Raw genomic sequence first — 21,112 nt, 5'->3', positions numbered from 1 at the left:
GGCATGACCATGCTTGCAGCAATAGCAATGACCATTGGACTATTCTTTGCCATGAATATAGGAGCAAGCGGGGCAGCTGCCTCGATGGGGATTGCATACGGATCAGGATCCATCAAAAGCCGAAAGACTGCTCTCCTGCTGTGCGGAGCCGCCGTATTCCTTGGCGCCTGGCTCGGAGGGGGCGAGGTTGTCAAAACGATGGGAAGCGGGATTGTGCCGAAAAGCACTTTCACCGTGAGCATAGCCCTGATTGTCCTTGCCTCTGCAGCACTGTCGCTTTTCCTGGCCAATATTTTCGGAATTCCGCTGTCGACCAGTGAGGTGACAGTCGGATCAGTTGTAGGGGCAGGGATTGCTTATCAATCTTTATTTGCTTCCAAGCTCTTGTGGATCATTTCTTTTTGGCTGATTACGCCGCTGGCCGCTTTTATCATTGCTGTCATTGCAGCGAAGCTGATCAGGATACTCCGCTCAACCAAGAAGACCAAAAAGCCGGGCACCATCCGCTTCCTTGGCTTCCTGGTCACACTCATGGGATTGTTTGAAGCCTTTTCGGCCGGCATGAATAATGTTGCCAATGCGGTTGGCCCCCTTGTTGGTGCTGACATCCTCCCGCCAGGGGCAGGGATTTTCTGGGGCGGTATATTCGTCGCCGCCGGCGCTGTTTTTCTCGGCAGTAAAGTGCTGGAGACAAACGGAAAGAAAATCACTGATATCCGGCTCGAAGAAGGATGCATCATTTCTGGTACCGGGGCAGGCATTGTCACTGCTGCATCCTTGTTCGGGATTCCCGTCCCCTTGACCCAGATCACGACAAGCTCCATCATCGGAATCGGCTTTGCCGGCCAGGGGCGCTCTGTTTTCCAGAAAGAAATTGTCATCAGGCTCCTCGGTGTATGGCTTGTGTCGCCAGTACTGTCGATGGTACTGAGCTATACCTTGATCCAAATCATCATTAAGCATGACTTTTATCCGATTGTTGCCATGGCTGGAGTCCTTATTTCTGTATTGGGTGTCCGTTTCCTGATGGGAAGGCAGAATACGGCCCTGCCGGAAAATGAAACTTATAAACTAGCAAGGAAAGGCTGATGAAAATGTCACTACCTATGCCTCATGGAGGCAAACTCATAGAAGCATTCAATCCGGATTATCCGATCCAGAACACGAATCAGGAGATAGAGATAGACTCAGTTGCATTAAGTGACCTGGAGCTGATCGCCTGTGGACTTTTCAGCCCGCTGACAGGTTTTCTGGGAAAGGAGGACTACGAATCTGTGGTTGAAAGTATGCGCCTTGCAGATGGTACAGTATGGCCGATACCGGTCACGCTGCCGATCATTCCGGATATAGCAGCTGACCTTCATAAAGGTGATATCTGCAGGCTGAATCATAAGGGAGAAACCTACGGGATCCTTGAACTTTCCGAGCTTTACCAGCCAGATCTGGAAAAAGAGGCACTTTCAGTCTACCGGACCTCTGACCGGGCACATCCAGGAGTTAATAAGCTTTTTGAAAGAGGCGGCACCTATGCTGCAGGAAAAATCACACTGATTAAGCGTCCTGATAAAGGAGATTTCACAGATGTCTGGCTGACACCGAAGGAGACGCGGTCTTTATTTGCTGAAAAAGGCTGGAACACGGTTGTCGGCTTCCAGACGCGGAACCCGGTGCACCGGGCACATGAATATATCCAGAAAGCTGCCCTTGAAACAGTCGATGGCCTTTTCCTTAACCCGCTCGTCGGGGATACGAAGGAGGATGATATACCGGCAGATGTCCGCCTGAAAAGCTACCGGGTGCTGCTGGAGCATTATTATCCTGAAACCCGTGTCCAGCTGGCAGTCTATCCAGCAGCCATGAGGTACGCGGGGCCGAGGGAAGCTATTTTTCACAGCATCGCCAGAAAGAACTTCGGATGCACCCATTTCATCGTAGGGCGCGATCATGCCGGAGTAGGCAATTATTACGGAACGTATGATGCCCAACATATATTCAGGGAGTTTACCGAAGAAGAGCTGGGGATCAAGCCTTTATTTTTCGAGCACAGCTTCTATTGCAATGTGTGTGAAGGCATGGCTTCCGACAAGACCTGCCCGCATACAGCGGATGACCGGGTAATCCTTTCAGGCACAAAGGTCAGGGAAATGCTCCGTGCCGGAGAAATCCCGCCATCCTCTTTCAGCAGGAAAGAAGTAATTGAGGTGCTGATTCAGGGCTTGCGGGAAAAAGAAACGGTTTAAGGAGGAAGAATACATGGCACATTCACTGAATCTTACATGGCATGAAGCAGCAGTAACAAAAGAAGAGAGGAGGGCGCAAAACGGGCATGCCAGCTGTGTTCTCTGGCTGACAGGGCTGTCCGGATCAGGTAAATCGACCATAGCCAATATCGTCAGCCACCGGCTTTTCAAGGATGGCATTGATGAATATGTCCTGGATGGCGATAATATCCGCCATGGACTGAACCGCGACCTCGGATTCTCAGAAGAAGACAGGAATGAAAATATCCGCCGGATCGGTGAAGTGGCTAAGCTGTTTACTGACAGCGGCCAGATTGTCTGTACAGCATTCATCTCGCCTTACCGGAAGGACAGGGAACTGGTGCGAAGCCTTTTTCCGGAAAAAGGGGAGTTCATTGAAGTATTCATTGACTGCCCTTTGGAAGAATGTGAAAAGCGGGATCCCAAGCAGCTGTATCAAAAAGCACGGCGCGGGGAGATTAAAGGATTCACGGGGATCGATGCTCCTTACGAAGAGCCGGAAGACCCGGAAATCATCATTCGGACTAACCAGCTTTCTCCAGAAGAGGCAGCTGAAAAGATATTAATCTACTTAAAAGAGCAGGGAATCATTTAAGGAGGGGCAAGAATGGCATATGTAAAGCATTGGGCTGATAATGAAAAGCTGAACAAAACGGAGAAAGCAAAGCTGGAAAAAGACGGACTCGAAATTCTTAATGATATTCCCTATTATGCAGCAAACGGCTTTGAATCCATTCCAAAGGATCAGTGGGACCTGTTCAAATGGGCAGGCTTGTACCTGCAGCGCCCGAAGGAGGACGGCTATTTCATGATGAGGGTGAACGTCCCCTCCGGCATCCTGACGAAGCCGCAGGTAGATGCTCTGGCCGGAATTGCCCGGGACTACGGGCGCGGCGTCTTTGATATAACAACAAGGCAGGCCATCCAATTCCATTGGCTTGAAATCAGCCAGATTCCTGATATTTTCAACAGGCTGGAGGCTGTAGGCCTTTCGAGTGCAGGGGCATGCGGTGACATCACAAGGACAATCGTCGGCAATCCGATTGCCGGGCTTGATCCGCACGAATTGTTTGATACCACTGAGATTGTTAATGAAGTATATACCTATTTTCAGAAAAATGAAGATTTCTCCAATCTGCCTAGAAAATATAAAATGTCAATTTCAGCTAATCTGCATAATGCTTCTAATGCGGAAATCAACTGTGTATCCTTCACCCCGGCGGTCAAGGTGATTGATGGCGATGAGAGAAAAGGGTTCCACCTGAAGGTTGGCGGCGGACTTTCTTCCCGGCCTTATCTGGCAGAAACGCTGGACGTATTTATTGAACCTGAGCGCACACTGGAAACAGCCATTGCCGTAACAACGATATTCAGGGACTACGGCTACCGGGAAAAAAGGCATCTGGCCAGACTCAAATTCCTTATGGCTGACTGGGGTCCGGAGAAATTCAAGGAAAAGCTGCTGGAGTACACAGGGCCTCTTCCTGAAAAAGGAACAGAGCCTGCAGGAGGCTGGAATGCCGGCTATTTTTACGGTATCCATGACCAGAAACAGCCCGGCCTGAAGTTCCTTGGGTTCAATGTACCGGTGGGGCGTTTGTCGGCTGATGAAGTATTCGAGCTTTCACGCATTTCTGCCCATTATGGGAATGGAGAAATCAGGACGTGCAATTCGCAGAACCTGATCATTCCCAATATACCTGAGGAAAACGTTGAAGCACTGCTCCAGGAGCCGATTTTCAGCCGCATCACCATCAATCCCAATTCCTTTATCGGCCACGCGGTTTCCTGCACCGGGATTGAATATTGCAATCTGGCACTTGTAGAAACTAAAGAAAGGATGCGCGTGATAGCTGAAGAGCTGGATAACCGGATCACCCTGGATGTGCCGGTCAGAATCCATATGGTTGGCTGCCCGAACTCCTGCGGCCAAAGGCAGATTGCCGATATCGGCCTGCAGGGAATGAAGGTGCGGAATGAGAACAAGGAAATGGTGGAGGCTTACGAAATCTATGTAGGAGGAACGCTTAATGCCGGCGGCAAATTCAACGAAAAGCTGAAAGGGAAAGTAGAAGCGGAAAAGCTGGCCGATGTGCTTGAGGAATTGCTGCACTTTTTCAAGAATGAAAAGTCAGCAGGGGAATCCTTCTTCGATTTTGTCGGCAGGGCCGGTCTGGAGCTTTTCCAGCAGCAGCTTGATATTATTTTGGGAAGAGAAGCCCATGGCCTACCTTTATAGATTCAGTGTACAGCTGGAAGAAAAAGAGATATCCGCTGTCATCCTCGCTGAAAATGACGAGGCGGCCTTCCGCCAATTGGATGTTGAGCTCGAGAAATTTTATTTAAAAGAACCGGGCGTACAGGAAGTGGCCCTCCGCGAAAAAAAGCGGGCTGCAAAAACGGCAGGCTATATTTTTGATGAAGATGAGAAAGGGTGGTAGTGATGCCAGGAAAAGTATATTTGGTCGGAGCAGGACCGGGGGATGCCGAGCTGATAACGGTAAAAGGGCTGCGCTGTATCCGGCAGGCAGATGTTATTTTATACGACCGGCTCGTTAATCCTGAGCTGCTGGAGTACGCAAAAGAAGGCGCCCAGCTGATTTACTGCGGCAAGCTGCCTCATTATCATACAATGAAACAGGAAACAATCAGCCGGTTCCTTGTTAAATTCGCCAAAAAAGGCCAGAATGTTGTGAGATTAAAAGGCGGAGATCCCTTCGTGTTCGGCCGCGGAGGGGAAGAGGCCGAGGAATGCGCCATTAATGATATCCCTTTTGAAGTAGTTCCAGGCATAACAGCCGGCATCGGAGCTGCTGCCTACGCAGGAATTCCTGTCACCCACCGAACCCTCAGCAAAAGCTTCGCCTTTGTGACCGGACACCAGGCTGGTGACAGGGAAGCAGAGCATCAATGGGCCCATCTTGCAAGGGCGGTTGATACAATTTGTGTCTATATGGGGGTTTCCCATCTACCTAATATTGTCGACAAGCTCCTTGAAAACGGCAAGGAAAAGGAAACGCCGATAGCCCTTGTGCACTGGGGCACGCTTTCTGGCCAGCAGACTGTCGCAGGGACGCTTGAGACAATCTTGCCTCTGGTTGAACGGGCTGGGATAAGCAATCCAAGCATGATTGTTATCGGGGAAGTCGTAAAGCTGCACAAAAAACTCCATTGGTTTGAGGAAGAAATTGCGCCCAGGCTGCCGGTCATCCAGGGAATATAGGAGGAGGAACATGGAAGCGATCCTTTATATAGGCCACGGCACCCGCTCGAAAAAAGGGGCACAGGAAGCAAGGGACTTTTTGAATAGGATCATCGGGAAATCTGCCGCACCGATCCAGGAAATCAGTTTTTTGGAGCTTGCAGAACCATCAATCGGCGAGGCTTACGAAAATTGTATTCGCCGGGGGGCCACCTCTATCAGGGTGGTCCCGATCTTTCTTTTATCAGCGGGGCATATAAAAGAAGATATCCCGGATATTCTGGAAAAGTTAAAAAATAATTTTCCGGATATACCGGTTGAAATGGCAGATCCCTTTGGTGTCCAGCAGGCGATCATTCACGCAGTTTGTGAATTGATATTTCAGGAGGCATTGGTGCTTTCCAAAGACGATTCTGTTTTGCTGGTTGGGAGGGGGAGCAGCGATCCTTCTGTTCTTGAAGCGTTTGAAGAGATTAAAAAGGGCGTCGCTGATAAGATTGGCGCCACGGTGAAGGTCTGCTTTCTGGCTGCGTGTTCCCCATCCTTCGGTGAAGGGCTTGAGGAAGCATGTGCTGATAGCCCTGGACGGGTCATAGTCGTTCCTTATCTATTGTTCGGCGGGCTCCTTCTCAGTGAAATTGAGAATGCGGTGAGGAAAAGGAAAAAGCAAGGCATCCAGATTGTACATACCGGCGCATTGAGCAGGCATTCTGCGATAGAGGAAATCGTCATTGCCCGTGCAGCAGGGAAGGAGGAGAAGGATGCAGCCCCTGTTCATTGATCTAAGAGGGAAAAAAGTAGTCATTGCAGGAGGCGGCAGGATTGCAGCCAGGAAGGCGCGTGTACTTGAAGAGGAGGGAGCTGACATCACTTTCATTGCCCCCGCATTTTCGGAGGAAGCTCTTTTGATAGCCGAGAGTAAAGGTTATGGGCTCATTGAACGTAAGGCAGCGGCTGCAGATTTTACGGATGCCTTCCTTGCCATTCTGGCCACAAACGACCGGAGTGCCAATGATGAGCTGCAGAAGGCTCTCCCGGCCAATCAGCTCGTCTGTGTAGTTGACGAATTTGAAACCGGCAATGTCACTTTCCCGGCAAGAGTGCGGCGGGGCGGCCTCCAGATTGCTGTGACTTCAGGCGGAACCAGCCCTAAGCTGACACGGAAGCTGAAAAAAGAATTAGAGGTGCTCTTTGACGAGACATGGTCAGTGTATACAGAATTCCTCGGGAACTGCCGGTTGGTCATAAAGAGGCTGGATCTTCCCGCCGAAAAAAAAGACCGGCTGCTTTGGAGCCTGCTGGAGGACGAATACCGATTGAGCGAGAGTAAGCAGGAGGAAAAGGCGGAGGAAATAAGGAGGATGGCGGAGAGTGTGAGGGAAGATAGTGAGGCGGTATGGTGATGCTGTCCCAAGGTTGGCGAAATCATTTGAGGCAACTGGGTTTGTGCAAGGGAGTTATTGGAACCGCTGAATGTGCCCTGATTTTGTTGAAATGGTAGAATAATTGGCAGTTTGATTGAATTATCGGGAAAATTGATTGAAATAATCCTGCAAATGATTAAAATAATCCGAACTTCGATTAAAAAACGGAAATTGGCTGCTGCTCAGGAAAGGTCAGCTGTGCCGGGGATCCATCGAAACCGCCGAATGAGCCCTGGTGGTAGAATAATTGGCAGTTTGATTGAATTATCGGGCGAATTGATTAAAATAATCCTGCAAATGATTGAAATGATCCGAACTTCGATTAAAAAACGGAAATTGGCTGCTGCTCCTAAGGGTCAGCCAACCAGGCAGCCAGCACTTACGGCTGTCAACTCAATAAAATTACAATATTGTAAGACTGCTTACAATAACAGCCGGAATTTCCCTGAAAATCACCAAAATAGCCGCATTTTCTCCTTTTCACACGGAGAGTACCCAAGCTCCGCCGCTAGATATGCTCTCAAACCGCAAAAAAAAAGAAGCTGATGAGCCCATCAAGGGACGCCGGCTTCTTTCTTTTCAAATATTCCTATACTTCCAGATTCAATGACGGACCAAAGAATTCAAAGTGAATCTTCGATTCTTCAACATGCAGCTCTTTTAATCCTTTGACAATTGCACGGAGGAATGGCACCGGCCCGCATACATAATAGTCTGCGCCATCAATCAGGATTTCGCGGAGGAAGTCTGCATCGATATAGCCTTCTTTAGCAAAGCGGGCATCCTGGCGGTCAGTTTCCTTAGCTTTTTCGTATACATACAGAAGCTTGCTGTTTTCAAGTTCAGCTTCAAGTGAGGAAAGTTCCTCTTTGAAGGGCTGGTGACTGCTGCTTCTGGAGGCATTTATAAACTCTACCTTGCGTCCCGGGTTTTGTTCAGCAATAGAATTGATCATGCTCATGAAAGGAGTGATGCCGACACCGCCGCTAAGGAACACAACCGGTTCATCAGCATCTGCTGCAAGTACAAAGTCACCGGCTGGGACCGTCACTTCTATAATGCTGCCTGCTTCAACGGCATCATGAAGGTAATTGGAGACCTTGCCTTCAGGTGTATTTTCTTCTGATTCCCGTTTGACAGAAATCCGGAAATAGTCTTTGCCAGGTGCTGCTGAAAGACTGTACTGCCTGTTCATCAGATATTCTTCACCGGGGATGCCAATGCGAACTGTAATATACTGGCCAGGCAAGAAGGCTGGTACAGTTGAACCGTCAGAAGGCTTTAAGTAGAAGCTGGTAATAACATCGCTTTCTTTTACTTTATCTGTAACTGTAAACTCTTTAAAGTCTTCCCAGCCTGCAGGCTGGCTGGCTGCTTCTTCATACATTTCCTTCTCGATTCCGATAAAGGCGTCGGCGATTACGCCATAGGCATCTGCCCATGCTCCGATGATCTCATCAGTTGCCGCATTGCCCAGCACTTCTTTGATTGCTCCCAGAAGATGTTCTCCTACAATCGGATAATGTTCCGGCTTGACTCCAAGGCTTCTATGCTTGTGGGCAATTTGTTTCACTGCAGGGATGATTGCTTCCAGGTTATCAATATAAACGGCGGCTGCCAGGATTGTATTGGCAAGAGCGGTCTGCTGCCTGCCTTTCTGCTGGTTGGCATGATTGAAGATATTCAATAACTCAGGATGGCTTGAAAATAAGTTGCGGTAAAAAACGGTTGTTATTTCCGTCCCCTTCACTTCCAATACAGGAACGGTTGATACGATAGTGTCAATTGTTTTTCGAGATAACATTGCTGAATCCCTTCTTTGCTTAAGTAGTATTTTGAATACATCTTTATTTTAGTGGCCAAATAACTAAAAAGCAATATTGCAAATACATCTTTTGGAGGGCAGGACAGCAAAGTTTATGATTTGTTCACAATTATGATAAGATGGGGGGGAGAACAGAATGTGAGGGAAAATCATGAGGCTTACAACCTATTCGGATTATTCAATAAGAGTATTAATATATCTCGCATCACATCAAAATGATAAGCTCGTCAACATAAAAGAAATCGCTGAAGCTTACGATATTTCAAAGAACCATCTAATGAAAATCATCTATAATCTTGGAAAGATGGGCTATATAAGGACAGTGCGCGGCCGCAACGGCGGATTTAAGCTCGCTAAGCTCCCGGCGGAAATCAATATTGGGGAGATCGTCAGGAAGACAGAAGAGGATTTTTATCTTGTTGAGTGCTTTGACCATAAAAATAAATGTGTGATCACTCCGGTATGTTCTCTGAAGCACATCTTAAACCATGCGCTTGAAAGTTTTTTAAAGGTGCTGGATCAGTATACACTAGAAGATATTGTTGAAAACAAAGCCATGCTGAAAGAATACTTTGCCCGTAAAGCTGAAGAAGGACAAGATGAAGTCCATGATCAAAGGCTGCCTTGAATGGCAGCCTTTTTTCATGTCAGCTCAGGCGATTTCTTCCGTACTGTCCGGTTAAGGGCCTTCATTGCTGCCAGTGATAGCCAGAGCCAGATGCTGCTGTAGGCAAGGCCAAACAGGAATATTGGTCCGACGGTCAGCAATGCGGAATAACCTGACAGGGAAGGGCCAAGAATCGGAAAACCCACTACATACAAAAGGAATAAGATACCGGCTGTCAGGGAGGCAGCCCCTAATAAGACGGCAGTAAAAGTATGTTTCAGCTTATTGAGGGCAATGCCGATGCTGATGCCCAGCAAGCCGGTGGTAAATGGGAATACGAAAAGCTCAGAAGGCTGGAGGACAGCAAGCATCATAATTGTGAGCAAATATGTAAGCAGGCCGATCCGCACCGATAGAAAGCAGGCTATAATGATTGGCCATGTGGTCAGGATGCTGAGCGCATAGCCTGCACCCCCGAAAAGCCCTGCTGACTGGAATATTGCCGCCAAGCCTCCAAGGATCGCGCCCATCACCATTTTGACCGTACTCGAATGGTAGGACATCTCTTCTGCCGCTGATATTCCCGGAAACCATTTTCTGCTCATTTTTCCACCCCCTTATAGGCAATGCGCTTCTGTGCGGGATTATACCTGTTCTTTATATAAAATTGAGATAGGAGCCATCTCCAGCATATATTCCTGCAAAAGCAGCTGGTGCATCGTTTTATCATGGACGATCAGAAAGCATGCGTCGGCAACTTCTCTGCTCCCGACAGAAAGACCGAGCTGTTCACCAACAGCAAAAGCGCCCATTGCCTGCTGGTTTAACAGGAGAAGGTGATGCAGGGATTGCCAGGAACCTTTTGCACCTGCGAGGAAGTCCTGAAAAGATAATAAAGCTTCCTCCACTTTGCCGATCACCGTGCCGAGAATCCGGTCTTTACGGTCATCTGCTGTTCGGCCGATAAAGCGAAAAAGATTATCCGCACTTTCCGCATGATGCTGCTGTGATTCCTGGATTTTTTCAATGGCTTCCCTGATATGGGGCTCCCTGATTGCGGGCACAGCTTTTGCCAGCATAACCTCAAGAGCGGTTTGGGCTGTGAGGATATGTTCAAACCATTTTTCCATTTCATTTTTCTGCATTTCAATATAATCCTCACCCAGTTCAATAAGAATGGCCTTTTGTTCCTGCATATTCATACCCTCCAATCATTCTTTTGTTATTTTCCATAACACTCCCGTATGGCCATATGCCTGAATATATCCTTTTGTCACAGGGGAGTATCCGAAATCAAGTACATACAAGCTTTTTCCGTCCGGATGAAATTTGCAGTCAACCGGCCTTTCTATTCCGCCTGTGCCTGAATAGGAAGCGGCACCAGGGGCACGGTTGCGGAGGAATACCTCGGAAGTTCCTGTTTTAACATCAACCATCGCCACCCTGAATCCGTTATTAAGGTCTTTCTCGTGCGGGGTGTTGAGGGGAGCGTAGGTACCCCATTCTGTTACAAACAGCTTCCCGCGGTGACCAAAGAAATCGGATGTGCAAAACTCCATTTTCGTCATGGCCGAATGAGGCTTCTCCAGGTAAACCGGAGGGCCGGCCCATTCAGGCGGATTCTCAATCAGCTGCTCGGCAGCCTTGCCTTTTGCCGGCTTACAGCGTTCATCCCATACAGGCACGCCATCTGCCCGGTAATCGGGAAAACCGTACCAGTCAGGTGTTTTTACTGTTCCATGCTTTGTTTTGGCATTGCGGATATGCCAGATTCTATCAGGGTCGCCGGCGATCGACCGTTCGCCTTTTTCCTCCAGGCAGTTGTCTGAAGCATATAATTCGCCCTCTTCACTGAAAGCCAATCCATATGGGTTTCTGAGTCCCCAGGCCAATAGTTCAGGTTCGCTTCCATCCGGATTAGATCTCCAGAGGCCCGTTGAGCACCATAATTCCCCTTTGACTTTTTCCCCTTTCTGCGCTGGTGTCCCGAATGGCTTGAAAGCGCCTGTCTCTGTTAAGAAAGGGAAGGGCATGAGAGGGTTTCGGGATGTGACATTATGCCCTGTCAAGGTAATATCCGCTCCGGGGACATCATGGGCTTCGGGGTGTTTCGCCAAATCTACTGTAAAGCCTGCAGGGAGGCAGACGCCGTTTTGGGAAACCGATCCATTGGCAAAATACAATAATCCGTCATGCGGCCCAAAAACGGGTCCTCCGGGTTCATGCCAGCCGCCGCTTGGTATTTTTTCATGAAGGACGGTGCGCTCCTTCGTTTTTCTGTCATATGCCACAATGCGTGCAAGATAGCCGCCTTTGCAGGATACATAGAGTTTCCCGTCCCTGCAGACGACTCCGCGCGGTCCGCCAAGTGTCTCCACCGCAAAAACATCGAGCATTCCACCAGGATCCAGGCTTAAAATCCTTGGCGGGAGAGCAGGCCTTGTCGGCCATGTGCTTCCGCCTTCTAATATGTAAAGTGTGCCGTCCTCCGCAAATCCCATCCCGGTCGGAAAGGACAGGCCGGCAGCGGCCACCTCCACTTTGTACCCTTCTGGAACCCACACATCATCAGGATTCACCAATGGCCGTGCACTTGTAGGGAGCTTCAAAACTTTTTCGGCAGATTGGGTGTAAGCGATATGTTCCATTATGATCTCCTTGGTTTAAGTTAGTAAAAAACCTTATCAGTATTGTCCAACTGTGAAACGGGTATTCAATTTTCCGCTGTATAAGCCCGGTTTTCCGCTGTACAAACCCATTTACGGCCCATCCTGAATAAGATGAAAAAGCAAACAGGAGGCAGGGATGATTATGCAATTAATCAGCGACATATCCGGCTTAAAAAAAACAGACTGCTGGGAAGAAGATGCACTGAGGGCATTCCAGGCAAAGCTGGGCAATAAAAAAGACCGATTCCCCTGTATCCCGGCTACCCAGGGTCATGCCCTTCAGCAGCTGCGCTATGGATTTGCCGGAGATCCGCGGAATATTTCTTCAGCAGGCGAATTGGCAGAAATGATGAGGGAGTTTACAGTACTTTCAAGGAGCTTTGGCAGTTATACTTCGCTCATTGTCTTTTTTGAAACAAATGAACAGCTGGCTGAGCAGGGGACGGTGGAGGAGTTTGAAACCCTTTTTTGGCAGCAGATGAACCTTTTGGCAGAAAGGGACAGGGAAAAATGGCCGGACCATATTCCAGAGGACCCTCACGATCCGCTTTGGGAGTTCTGCAGCCATGGAGAACAGTATTTCATGTATTGCGCCACACCTGCGCACGTAAAAAGGCAAAGCAGATATTTTCCCTATTTCATGCTTGCAATCACACCCCGCTGGGTGCTGGATGAGTTCAATTCGGCCCCGGAGCGTGCTTCTAAAGTAAAAAGCAAAATTCGCGATCGGCTGGCAGCTTACGACAGTATCGGAGCCCATCCTCATTTAAACAGTTATGGAAGCGATAATAATTATGAGTGGCAGCAATATTTCTTAAGGGATGATGACAGTGCACTTAGCAAATGCCCGTTCCACCGGATGCTTGCAGGGGATAAAAGCAATGATTTTTCAATAACAGAAAAAGGACGAGACAATTGAAATGTCTCGTCCTTTGGGTTTTCAAGCCTGTTTTTTAACAGGTGAAGCAGGAATTGCCAGAGAGGGCTTAGCCTTAGATTGCGAGAACCGGCTGTGCAGCACCATTCCGATTACAATGACCAGCAGTCCTGCTGAAGAAAGGGTGTCAGGAGACTGTGCAGAAAACAGGAGAACTTCACCTGCCATCACAAACAGCACCTGTGTCGACTGTGTCGCTTCCACTGCTGCAAGCCTTGATTGATCATGGCGCGCCCGGTCAGTTGCAATGAAAAACAAGGTTGTCGCAATAACGCCTGATGAAATGGCGACAATGAAGGTCTGCAAAAGCTGGCTTGAGGAAGGAAGTCCGGCACTTGCGTAGCCGGCACCTGCGATGATGAGCCAGAAAGGGAGGCTCGCCATTGTCATGCCCAGCACTCTTTGGAAGGTATCAAGCCTTCCTCCGCAAAGCTCCATCATTTTCCGGTTTCCGAGCGGGTAGGCAAAGGCTGCCACTACGACCGGCAGGATTCCTGCGGCCATTTCAGCAGGAGACAAAGTGTCTGCTTTCTGAAGCTGGATCAGGATGACACCAGCCAGTATGATAAGCGAAAAGCAAAGGGCCCTAAAGGGAATTTTATTTCTTTTTCCTTCAATGCTGCCTGAAGTAAATAAGGGGGCAAGCAGGGTGCCAGCGACGATCGTCAGCTGCCAGGAACCGGCAACAAGCCAGCCTGGCCCATAGCTTGCCGCATAGGTGATGGGGGCATAAAAAAGGACGAATCCAAAAAAGCTCCACAACAGCCACCAGAAAGGATGTTTCCTCATTTCTGCCCATAGCTGCTTTCCATTACCGCGCAAAGCTACAATGATGACAAGAAAAGGAACCATAAACATAAATCTTAGGGAGGAGCTCCAAAGCCAGCTCCCGCCTGCAAGCTCCATCGTTCTGTTCAGAATGAATGTGACCGCAAAAAACACGGAAGCAAGAATGCCGATCATTATTTCTTTCATAGCCAGCTCCTTTCTGGTCTAATTATCCCAATATACTGAATTTTATTCCCTATTATACTCTCCCCAAAAAAATATGGCTATAAGAAATAATAGCTTAAACTAAACAGAAAGCTGACCAGCTGAGCAGCTCTTGAATATACTGGTGAAAGGGCGGACATCTGCCCCCTGGTAAGCCAGCAGCAGAACAGGCGGGAATCTGTTATGAAAAATCAAAAAAAGGAGATTGCCGGTGCCTGGACACAGGCTGCCGGGACGATCATAGCCGCGATTGGTACGTCTGAATGGCTTGTTCTGGATGACAGCGCCGCCGAGGCACTGATTATTATAGGCAATGAATTGCAGGCTGCAGGAAGCGCTTTGGAGGCGGACGGACAAGACCGTCCTTCCTTGGAGAAAATAGGCAATGAACTGCAGGCGGCCGGCAATTTATCCGTAATTGCCGGACTAGTCTTAGATCCCGGAGAAGAAAGCGAGTTAAAGCTGGTCATTACAGGAAATCTGATTCAGGCACTCGGATCTCTTACTGTGCTTGGGGACGAACTGAATGATCCGACAGCAGAAGGGAGAACCTTTCAAATCATCGGCAGTTTCCTGCAGGCTATCGGCAATTCCCTTCAGGCCTTCGGCACATTGCTTTTCCTCAGCACCTTTCTAACACATCCGGACGCAGCAGTGAGGAATGACGGCAAATCGCTCGATACATCAGGAAGCTGGATTCAGGCTGCCGGTTCTGTTCTTTCAGCATTGGGGCAGACGCAGGAAGAGCTGTCTGAAATCTCATCAAAAGGCGAACAGGAATTTAAGGGTTTTGCATTACTAAATAAACAGCATAAGTATAACTGAGGGCCTGGTGTAAAAGGCAATAAAAAAAGCCGACGGATAATCCGTTCAGCTTCGCTTACAGCACATAAAGGTAAACACTGAGAAAGTGGGCCATGCTGCCCATCATAATGAAGACATGGAAAATTTCGTGAAAGCCCATATGTTTGAATTCCAGGAACTTTGGCTTGACTGCATAGATGATGCCTCCGACCGTGTAGAAGATCCCACCAAGCAATAGAAGGAATACGCCATGAAAGGACATGGCTTCTGAAAGCGGCGAGAAAGCCAATACAATGATCCAGCCCATTGCGATATACAGGACAGTTGAAAGCCATCTTGGGCAATTGAACCACACCATTTTGAAAATGACGCCGCAGACGGCTACAAGGGTGACAATGGAAAAAATGACCCAGCCTGTCGTCCCGTTCAGGCTCACTAGGCAGAAGGGAGTATAAGACCCGGCAATCAGAACAAAGATCATTGAGTGGTCAAGCCTGCGCAGGAAAGCGATTACCTTGTCCTTCGCAATCACCATATGATACGTGGCTGAAGCAGAATACAAAAGGATCATGCTTACGCCAAAGGCGATAGAGGATGCGATTGCAACGGCAGATGATGTGACCATCGAGGCTTTGATGACCATTGCCAGCAGACCGATGAACGACAGGATGGCGCCAGCAAGATGTGTGAGCCCGTTGATTGGCTCGCGGATATAAGAATTCATGACAATTCCCCCTTACATAACGATACGTAGTATTGATAACTACTTATCATAATATAACGATTATCCCTTCTCGTCAACAAATAGTTCTCACTTATGGTAAAATAAAGGAAGCGTACTACATAGAAAGCTAGAGGGTAAACAATATGGATAAAAACAATATGACAGAACTGATCGAATCCCTTGGCTTTGAAAGGCAGCTTTTGCCTGAAGAGCTTCCAAGCATTGATCTGTATATGGATCAGGTGATCCAGCTTTTTGAGAACACATTTGGTTCAGCCACCCGCAATGAAGGGGAAAAGGTCCTCACCAAAACGATGATCAACAATTATGCCAAAGGAAAGCTGTTTACCCCGGTCAAAAATAAAAAATACTCCCGTGAACAGCTTATGATGATCAGCCTCATCTATCAGCTTAAAGGCTCCCTGTCCATCCAGGATATCAAACAGACCCTGGATGGGGCGAATAATAAAGCATTGAAAGGGAATCTCCGGATCGAGGAATTTTACAGCAGCTATCTCCAGCTGGCAGAACAGAATCTGGCCGGCTTTAAAGAAGATGTCCCGCTCCGCTGCCGCTTGGCCCGCGAACAGGCAGAAGAGCTGGAAGCAGGAAGCAGCGAGCTTGAACAAATCCTCCTGATCCTCTCGCTCGTCCATATGGGCAATATGTATAGAAGGACAGCTGAAAGGCTGATCGATGAACTAGGCGGAAATCCTCCAGCCCCAAAAGGGTAATACCCGTTCACCCTCTTTTTAAACCACAAAGGCCGGAGGAGAAATTATGCTGGATAAGCTAAACCGATTTTTACAAAAATTCATGCCGTTCATGACGCCTCTGGCCGTCCTTTTCGGCATTACATTTGCAGATCAGCTTCATCATCTTGTCTTTATCGTGCCATGGCTATTTGCTTTCATGACATTTTCCGGAAGTCTCGGCTCAAGCTTCAGCGATTTGAAGAAGGTCATTTTGCATCCGCTTCCGATCATCATCTGCCTGCTGCTCCTTCACCTGGTGATGCCGGCAGCAGCATTTGGCGCTGGAGCCCTGTTTTTCCCGGATGATGACTACACTAAGACAGGTTTGATCCTTTCCTTTGTCATTCCAACCGGCATCACCAGCCTCGTCTGGGTGACTCTTTATAGAGGCAAGACCTTCTTGACTTTATGCATCATTCTTGTCGACACTATGATTGCCCCGTTTGCAGTGCCATTCATTCTGCATCTCTTTGCAGGTGCATCGGTAGAAATGAATGCGGCCGATATGATGGGAGGGCTGATTTGGATGATTGTGCTCCCGTCCATTGCGGGGATGGCAGCCAACCAGCTGTCTAAAGGCACAGCCCCGAAAAAATTGAATCCATTCCTATCACCGTTTTCCAAAATAGGCATCGGGGTGGTGGTCGCCATCAACAGTTCAGCGATTGCCCCGTATCTTGAGACTCTGTCCAGCAAACTGGGGGGGATAGCAGCTGCTGTCCTTATGCTTTCTATCACTGCTTACCTCCTTGGTTTTCTTGCAGGGAGGGTCATGAAAGAAGAAACAGCAGGAATTATCTCGCTTACCTATAACAGCGGCATGAGAAACATCAGTGCAGGTGCCGTTCTGGCCATTGCCTATTTTCCGGCCCCGGTCGCAGTTCCGGTTATCATGGGCATGCTGTTTCAGCAGATTCTGGCTGCTTCGGCCGGCAGCCTCCTTAACCGCATGAATCATCAACAAAGGGAGATGCCGGCTACTAAAGCCGTTTAGTATAAAGGAGGCAAATAATAATGATCAATCGCCTTTCAAAAACAGGCAAGACACTCTATTTCCTTGGCATGGCCCTTTTTGCAGCTGGTTTTGCCGTCAATCCGCTGCTTGATATCGGGGATGTGCCGGAAGCTGTAAGCAATCTGTCCATACCTGTCATTATAGTAGGAATCCTCCTTATAGCTGCCTCGAACTTCTTTAAGAGAAACCATTAGACAGAAAGGCAGCAGCAATGAAAAACACAAATTTGAAAAGATATGAAGCAGATTTATACAGACCCATACAAAAGCATTTTTCTGCACTCGGCTACGAGGTTTATGGAGAAGTTCATGATTGTGATGTTGTGGCTGTGAAAGAAGAGGAGCTCATTATTGTTGAGCTGAAGCTCAATCTGACAGTCGAGCTGCTGGTGCAGGCGGCCAAAAGGCAAAAGCTGTCCGACCAGGTGTATATCGCGATCCCAAAGCCAAAGTACAGGCTGCGCTCGAAAAAGTGGAATGATATCAGCCACCTCATCCGGCGGCTTGAGCTCGGCCTTATCTTAGTTTCTTTCCAGGCGGGCTCCGCCAAAATGGAGATTCAGATTGAACCGGGAGCATTCGACCGCAAAAAAAGCTCCCGCCTCAACAAGAAAAGGAAGGATAAATTGCTTTCTGAAATCAACGGGCGGAACGGATTCTATAATGTTGGAGGAGTCACCCAGACAAAGATCATGACCGCCTATAAAGAAAATTGCATCCACATCGCCTGCTGCCTGAAGCGCTTTGGCCCCTTGTCGCCAAAGAAGCTCCGCGAAATGGGCACCGGTGATAAAACCCAATCAATCCTTCATAAAAACTACTACAGCTGGTTTGAAAGGATCAGCCGCGGAACCTATTCCCTGACAGAAAAAGGGAGGAAGGAGCTTGAAAGTCATCCTGATGTAGCAGGGTATTATTCCGGGGGGTTGAGTTTTGTAAGTGAAGATAGCGATTAGTCATGGCCTTGATGGCTGTGGCTTTTTTGTTTGAACTGATAGTAATATTGGCTATGGCGGTTCTATGAGAAGGGAGGGGAAGTCAGGGCTGGTACATGACTCCCCATTCTAACGGGTTGTACTGTATTACATTGGGCTTCTGAGGTACATGAGCCGGCAGTGCAAGGGGAGTCCTGTATTCCGTCAGGCTCCTGGGATACATGACCCGGCCGTGCAAAGGGAAGTCATGTACTTCATCAGGCTCCTGGGATACATGACCCGGCCGTGCAAAGGGAAGTCATGTACTTCAACAGGCTCCTGGGATACATGACCCGTCCGTGCAAAGGGAAGTCATGTACTTCAACAGGCTCCTGGGATACATGACCCGGCCGTGCAAAGGGAAGTCATGTACCCCAACAGGCTCCTGAGATGCACGATCCGACTGCCAAAAGGGGAGTCATGACTCTATTCAGCCTGATTCCAGACTTACCTCAAAATGTCACTCCTCCTCCAGCCACGTAAAAAAGAAAAACAAGCCTTTAATTCACCTTTTGTCCGTTCTGAACCCTCATAATTAATTCCTCAATCCTCAGATGATGATAAATCGTCATTCCAATAATGATCAGGCTGAAAAAGCTTGAGAGAATAGCGCCTGCACCAATCATTTTCCTATTTTTATTCTCGAACACAAACAACACCTCCCTGATTCCATTTATTTCACCGGATTTTCTGGCCGAAGATTAGAAACGATAATCTTGTATAGTGTTTGTCGGATAAATGACAATAATTCATTTTTCTCTAAGAGGGAGGCAGAAAATGAGCAGTGCTAGTTGTGATCCAAGCAGTTCAGGAAAAGGAAGCAAGGGAGGGAAGGAAGGAAATCTGAAATGGTGGCAGCTGTCCTTGACAGGGGTTGGCTGTACAATCGGGACAGGCTATTTCCTGGCCTCAGCCATCGGCATTAAGATTACTGGCCCTTCCATCGTCTTTTCGTTCATACTGGCTGCACTTGGAACTTATATTGTTTTTAACCTGCTTGCAAAGATGACTGCAAAAGACCCGCAGGAAGGTTCATTCTGCTATTACGCAAAAAAGGCTTATGGAAAATGGGCCGGCTTCAGCTGCGGATGGAATTATTGGACATCCAATATCCTGATCATGGGCAGCCAGCTGACAGCCTTGTCCATATTGTCGCGTTTCTGGTTCCCGCATGTGCCTTTATGGGTATTTGCAGCCGGCTATGCCATTTTGTCCATCCTTGTTGTACTGACTGGTACAAAAGGCTTTGATAAGATAGAGGATATCCTGGCAGTCGTAAAAACGGCAGCCATCATCATGTTCATCATTCTGGCGGCAGCCGCCATGTTCGGCTGGCTGCACAGCGATGCGGACCGCCCTGGGATCCCGGACTCTGCAGGTGCTTTTTTTGAAGACGGCTTTAAAGGCTTCTGGTCTTCCCTTATTTATGCTTTCTATGCCTATGGGGGGATTGAAGTCATCGGGCTGATGGCCATGCAGCTGAAAAAGAAGGAAGATGCACCAAAGGCGGGGAGTGTGATGCTGATCCTCCTGGCATCTATTTATGTGATCTCTCTGGGGCTTGCTGTCGCGATGGTGCCGATTGATGCTTTCCATGAGAAAGAAAGCCCGTTCATTACGGCTTTGTCGAAAAATCATCTGCCATTCTTTCCGCATGTTTTTAACGGGGCAATCATCATTGCCGGGTTTTCAACCATGACTGCTTCACTCTTCGGAGTGACCAATCTTCTTGTGACACTGGCTAAGGATGGGGATGCACCGGCTTTCTTCGGAAAAAAAATCAAGAAAATGAAGGATCTGCCCCTGCCATCCCTGGGGCTGGCTTCTGTCGGGCTGCTGTTATCCATTATCACCGCCCTGCTTTTGCCGGGTAAGATTTATGAGTATATTACAACAGCGGCAGGGATACTGCTTCTATATAACTGGTTTTTTATCGTCATTTCTTCATTTAAGCTTCTCAAAGCGAAGATTTGGAGTAAATTGATGGGTTCGGCGGCACTGCTGCTGATCCTGGCAGCCGTCAGCGGCACTCTGCTTGAAAAGAATATCCGTCCCGGATTTTTCGTTAGCCTGGGCATCATTGCTTTAATCGCCATTGCGGTGATAATAATGAAGAAAAAGGTCTGGGATTCAAATCCAACTGAAAATACCGGCTGAAACAGGATTGTCGGCACCATGGGCATTTGTCCGGCATATATTATGCTGAAAGCAAATGAACGGGGTGCTGCCTTTTGTTTATACGAAAAGCAAATCGGACTGAAACAGAACAGCTGCTATATACAACCGTGCATGTGATGGAGGAAAGCTCAATGGGGCATCTTCAGAATGATCCCCAAAAGGGATTGGGTGCATTTATTCCGGCGCTGCAGAGTGGGGCATTCTTTTATGTGGCAGTCCATGATTACAATATCCTTGGCTGGCTGATGGCAGGAAGGGATACGAATCCTGTAAATGGAAACAATGCGGCATTTTTGTATTCTCTTTATGTGTTCCCGCCCTACAGAAAGCTTGGGGTTGGAAGGATGCTGATGTCCCACGCGGTAGAAGTGTTCAGGCGGGAGGGATATGAAAAGGTACAGCTGAATGTTTTTCAGGGAAATCCCGCCAAGAGGATGTACGAGAAAATTGGCTTTCATGATATATCAACAGTGATGGAAATGAAGTTTTAGGCTATGTTAAAGTCTATTGTTGATAAGATGATTCAATGGATCCTTGAGCAGCAAGCTTTAAAAATAAGCGGGAGTTTCTCCGCTTATTTTTGTGCCTGTCACCGATCCCCTCATTCAGGTCCGGGAAGGTCCGGTCCTTTTATGGGGTGGCGCGGATTTTTTTTTACATAGATTTTTCGATCGGGTCCGTCAGTTTAGCAAGCAATTCCTGCAAAATGGAACTTCCGCTAATCATGAAGTCCTATTTTTTATCA

The 21,112-nt window shown here is 48.1% G+C and carries 25 protein-coding genes; 18 read left to right on the top strand and 7 right to left on the bottom strand.

Annotation, left to right across the window (positions count from 1 at the left end; translation table 11 throughout):
- The first annotated feature begins 9 nt into the window (after positions 1 to 9).
- The 9 genes from RBB45_RS04215 (at position 10) to RBB45_RS04175 (ending at position 7,433) form a co-directional block, all read left to right on the top strand.
- Positions 10 to 1,089, top strand: coding sequence for a sulfate permease (locus RBB45_RS04215; protein ID WP_306009133.1), 1,080 nt, complete (start codon positions 10 to 12; stop codon positions 1,087 to 1,089).
- A 5-nt stretch (positions 1,090 to 1,094) separates the two neighbouring features.
- On the top strand, positions 1,095 to 2,240 hold the full coding sequence (gene sat / locus RBB45_RS04210) for a sulfate adenylyltransferase (protein WP_248137673.1): 1,146 nt from the start codon (positions 1,095 to 1,097) through the stop codon (positions 2,238 to 2,240).
- A 13-nt stretch (positions 2,241 to 2,253) separates the two neighbouring features.
- Positions 2,254 to 2,856, top strand: a complete 603-nt coding sequence (cysC, locus tag RBB45_RS04205; RefSeq protein ID WP_224950417.1) for an adenylyl-sulfate kinase — start codon at positions 2,254 to 2,256, stop codon at positions 2,854 to 2,856.
- Between the two features lie 12 nt (positions 2,857 to 2,868).
- A complete protein-coding gene (locus RBB45_RS04200; protein ID WP_129612761.1) occupies positions 2,869 to 4,500 on the top strand; it encodes a nitrite/sulfite reductase in 1,632 nt (543 codons plus the stop codon).
- The gene (locus RBB45_RS04195; RefSeq protein WP_009793605.1) at positions 4,484 to 4,702 is read left to right on the top strand and encodes a DUF3906 family protein; all 219 of its coding nucleotides are present in this window, start codon (positions 4,484 to 4,486) and stop codon (positions 4,700 to 4,702) included. The genes RBB45_RS04200 and RBB45_RS04195 overlap by 17 nt, the downstream gene beginning before the upstream one ends.
- A 2-nt stretch (positions 4,703 to 4,704) precedes the next feature.
- Positions 4,705 to 5,484 (top strand): uroporphyrinogen-III C-methyltransferase, encoded by a 780-nt coding sequence (cobA, locus tag RBB45_RS04190; RefSeq protein WP_009793606.1) that lies wholly within the window; start codon positions 4,705 to 4,707, stop codon positions 5,482 to 5,484.
- A 10-nt stretch (positions 5,485 to 5,494) separates the two neighbouring features.
- A complete protein-coding gene (locus RBB45_RS04185; protein ID WP_224950415.1) occupies positions 5,495 to 6,244 on the top strand; it encodes a sirohydrochlorin chelatase in 750 nt (249 codons plus the stop codon).
- Entirely contained in the window at positions 6,225 to 6,866 is a 642-nt protein-coding gene (locus RBB45_RS04180; protein WP_009793608.1) for a precorrin-2 dehydrogenase/sirohydrochlorin ferrochelatase family protein, read from the top strand. The genes RBB45_RS04185 and RBB45_RS04180 overlap by 20 nt, the downstream gene beginning before the upstream one ends.
- Before the next feature lie 111 nt (positions 6,867 to 6,977).
- Positions 6,978 to 7,433, top strand: coding sequence for a hypothetical protein (locus RBB45_RS04175; protein ID WP_129612762.1), 456 nt, complete (start codon positions 6,978 to 6,980; stop codon positions 7,431 to 7,433).
- 43 nt (positions 7,434 to 7,476) lie between these two features.
- Here RBB45_RS04175 and hmpA read toward each other — a convergent pair whose 3' ends face one another.
- Complete coding sequence (hmpA, locus tag RBB45_RS04170) at positions 7,477 to 8,691, bottom strand: NO-inducible flavohemoprotein (protein ID WP_094767538.1); 1,215 nt, start codon at positions 8,689 to 8,691, stop codon at positions 7,477 to 7,479.
- Between the two features lie 172 nt (positions 8,692 to 8,863).
- Between hmpA and RBB45_RS04165 the strand changes: the two genes are divergently transcribed.
- Positions 8,864 to 9,340, top strand: coding sequence for an RrF2 family transcriptional regulator (locus RBB45_RS04165; RefSeq protein ID WP_009793611.1), 477 nt, complete (start codon positions 8,864 to 8,866; stop codon positions 9,338 to 9,340).
- 14 nt (positions 9,341 to 9,354) lie between these two features.
- Here RBB45_RS04165 and RBB45_RS04160 read toward each other — a convergent pair whose 3' ends face one another.
- From RBB45_RS04160 to RBB45_RS04150, 3 genes are read right to left on the bottom strand one after another with little or no spacing between them, the layout of a single operon-like run.
- Positions 9,355 to 9,924 carry a hypothetical protein gene (locus RBB45_RS04160; protein WP_009793612.1) on the bottom strand — a complete coding sequence of 190 codons (570 nt, stop codon included), beginning with the start codon at positions 9,922 to 9,924 and terminating at the stop codon, positions 9,355 to 9,357.
- Between the two features lie 39 nt (positions 9,925 to 9,963).
- Complete coding sequence (locus RBB45_RS04155; RefSeq protein WP_022543909.1) at positions 9,964 to 10,515, bottom strand: hypothetical protein; 552 nt, start codon at positions 10,513 to 10,515, stop codon at positions 9,964 to 9,966.
- Between the two features lie 15 nt (positions 10,516 to 10,530).
- Positions 10,531 to 11,967, bottom strand: a complete 1,437-nt coding sequence (locus RBB45_RS04150; RefSeq protein WP_094767536.1) for a PQQ-dependent sugar dehydrogenase — start codon at positions 11,965 to 11,967, stop codon at positions 10,531 to 10,533.
- Positions 11,968 to 12,124: 157 nt separating this feature from the next.
- On the opposite strand from RBB45_RS04150, the gene RBB45_RS04145 reads away from it, so the two are divergent.
- On the top strand, positions 12,125 to 12,907 hold the full coding sequence (locus tag RBB45_RS04145; RefSeq protein WP_009793615.1) for a YqcI/YcgG family protein: 783 nt from the start codon (positions 12,125 to 12,127) through the stop codon (positions 12,905 to 12,907).
- A gap of 21 nt (positions 12,908 to 12,928) precedes the next feature.
- On the opposite strand, the gene RBB45_RS04140 is transcribed toward RBB45_RS04145, so the two are convergent.
- Positions 12,929 to 13,900, bottom strand: coding sequence for a DMT family transporter (locus RBB45_RS04140; protein ID WP_009793616.1), 972 nt, complete (start codon positions 13,898 to 13,900; stop codon positions 12,929 to 12,931).
- A 201-nt stretch (positions 13,901 to 14,101) separates the two neighbouring features.
- Between RBB45_RS04140 and RBB45_RS04135 the strand changes: the two genes are divergently transcribed.
- The gene (locus tag RBB45_RS04135) at positions 14,102 to 14,743 is read left to right on the top strand and encodes a DUF6944 family repetitive protein (RefSeq protein WP_022543908.1); all 642 of its coding nucleotides are present in this window, start codon (positions 14,102 to 14,104) and stop codon (positions 14,741 to 14,743) included.
- 55 nt (positions 14,744 to 14,798) lie between these two features.
- On the opposite strand, the gene trhA is transcribed toward RBB45_RS04135, so the two are convergent.
- A complete protein-coding gene (gene trhA / locus RBB45_RS04130) occupies positions 14,799 to 15,446 on the bottom strand; it encodes a PAQR family membrane homeostasis protein TrhA (protein WP_009793619.1) in 648 nt (215 codons plus the stop codon).
- A 143-nt stretch (positions 15,447 to 15,589) separates the two neighbouring features.
- Here trhA and RBB45_RS04125 point away from each other — a divergent pair, with 143 nt between their 5' ends.
- From RBB45_RS04125 to RBB45_RS04110, 4 genes are read left to right on the top strand one after another with little or no spacing between them, the layout of a single operon-like run.
- Complete coding sequence (locus RBB45_RS04125) at positions 15,590 to 16,180, top strand: DUF1836 domain-containing protein (protein WP_306009132.1); 591 nt, start codon at positions 15,590 to 15,592, stop codon at positions 16,178 to 16,180.
- Between the two features lie 46 nt (positions 16,181 to 16,226).
- Positions 16,227 to 17,195, top strand: coding sequence for a bile acid:sodium symporter family protein (locus RBB45_RS04120; protein WP_224950413.1), 969 nt, complete (start codon positions 16,227 to 16,229; stop codon positions 17,193 to 17,195).
- A gap of 20 nt (positions 17,196 to 17,215) precedes the next feature.
- A complete protein-coding gene (locus tag RBB45_RS04115) occupies positions 17,216 to 17,410 on the top strand; it encodes a hypothetical protein (protein ID WP_009793622.1) in 195 nt (64 codons plus the stop codon).
- Positions 17,411 to 17,427: 17 nt separating this feature from the next.
- A complete protein-coding gene (locus tag RBB45_RS04110) occupies positions 17,428 to 18,171 on the top strand; it encodes a DUF2161 domain-containing phosphodiesterase (RefSeq protein ID WP_306009131.1) in 744 nt (247 codons plus the stop codon).
- Between the two features lie 518 nt (positions 18,172 to 18,689).
- Here RBB45_RS04110 and RBB45_RS04105 read toward each other — a convergent pair.
- Positions 18,690 to 18,839: a hypothetical protein gene (locus RBB45_RS04105; RefSeq protein WP_022543907.1), complete on the bottom strand. Its 150-nt coding sequence runs from the start codon at positions 18,837 to 18,839 to the stop codon at positions 18,690 to 18,692.
- 127 nt (positions 18,840 to 18,966) lie between these two features.
- Here RBB45_RS04105 and RBB45_RS04100 point away from each other — a divergent pair, with 127 nt between their 5' ends.
- Both RBB45_RS04100 and RBB45_RS04095 read left to right on the top strand, forming a co-directional pair.
- Entirely contained in the window at positions 18,967 to 20,346 is a 1,380-nt protein-coding gene (locus RBB45_RS04100) for an amino acid permease (RefSeq protein WP_009793625.1), read from the top strand.
- A 74-nt stretch (positions 20,347 to 20,420) separates the two neighbouring features.
- Positions 20,421 to 20,858 (top strand): GNAT family N-acetyltransferase, encoded by a 438-nt coding sequence (locus RBB45_RS04095; RefSeq protein WP_306009130.1) that lies wholly within the window; start codon positions 20,421 to 20,423, stop codon positions 20,856 to 20,858.
- The last annotated feature ends 254 nt before the right edge of the window (positions 20,859 to 21,112 follow it).

Source organism: Bacillus sp. MMSF_3328 (genome assembly GCF_030733525.1).
Classification (GTDB): domain Bacteria; phylum Bacillota; class Bacilli; order Bacillales; family Cytobacillaceae; genus Bacillus_AB; species Bacillus_AB infantis.
The sequence above is the reverse complement of the archived record's forward strand: the minus strand, read 5'-3'. Positions and strand labels throughout refer to the sequence as shown.